This window comes from Shewanella sp. T24-MNA-CIBAN-0130 (genome assembly GCF_040310185.1).
Classification (GTDB): Bacteria; Pseudomonadota; Gammaproteobacteria; order Enterobacterales; family Shewanellaceae; genus Shewanella; species Shewanella psychromarinicola.
In genome coordinates, this window is the sequence record NZ_JBEOPP010000284.1 from 1 (window position 1) to 276 (window position 276).

1 protein-coding gene is annotated in these 276 nt (G+C 53.3%); it reads right to left on the minus strand.

Annotation, left to right across the window (positions count from 1 at the left end; all coding sequences use genetic code 11):
* A partial coding sequence (locus AAEZ02_RS22400) for a hypothetical protein (protein ID WP_502959611.1) occupies window positions 1-263 on the minus strand: 263 nt, incomplete at its 3' end.
* Between the last annotated feature and the right edge of the window lie 13 nt (window positions 264-276).

A 276-nucleotide genomic window follows, 5' to 3' on the forward strand; every position in this document is an offset into this window, starting at 1 on the left:
GCATTGGCTTTATTACCAACAGCAACGGTATCGTTAGTACCACCAGCCATAGCCGCTTCACCGACTGCGGTAGAGCGAACACCGCTAGCATTGGCTAGATGACCAAAAGCTTGTGCGCGCTCAGCAGTGGCTTTTGATTGCCAACCGATAGAGGTTGAGCCTAGACCTGCTGCATTGGCTTGACCGCCGACAGCAGTGGCTGAATTCAGCCCTGCATTAGCCTGATTCCCGATAGCGACCGTATCATTGGTACCGCTAGCCATAGCAGTATTACCG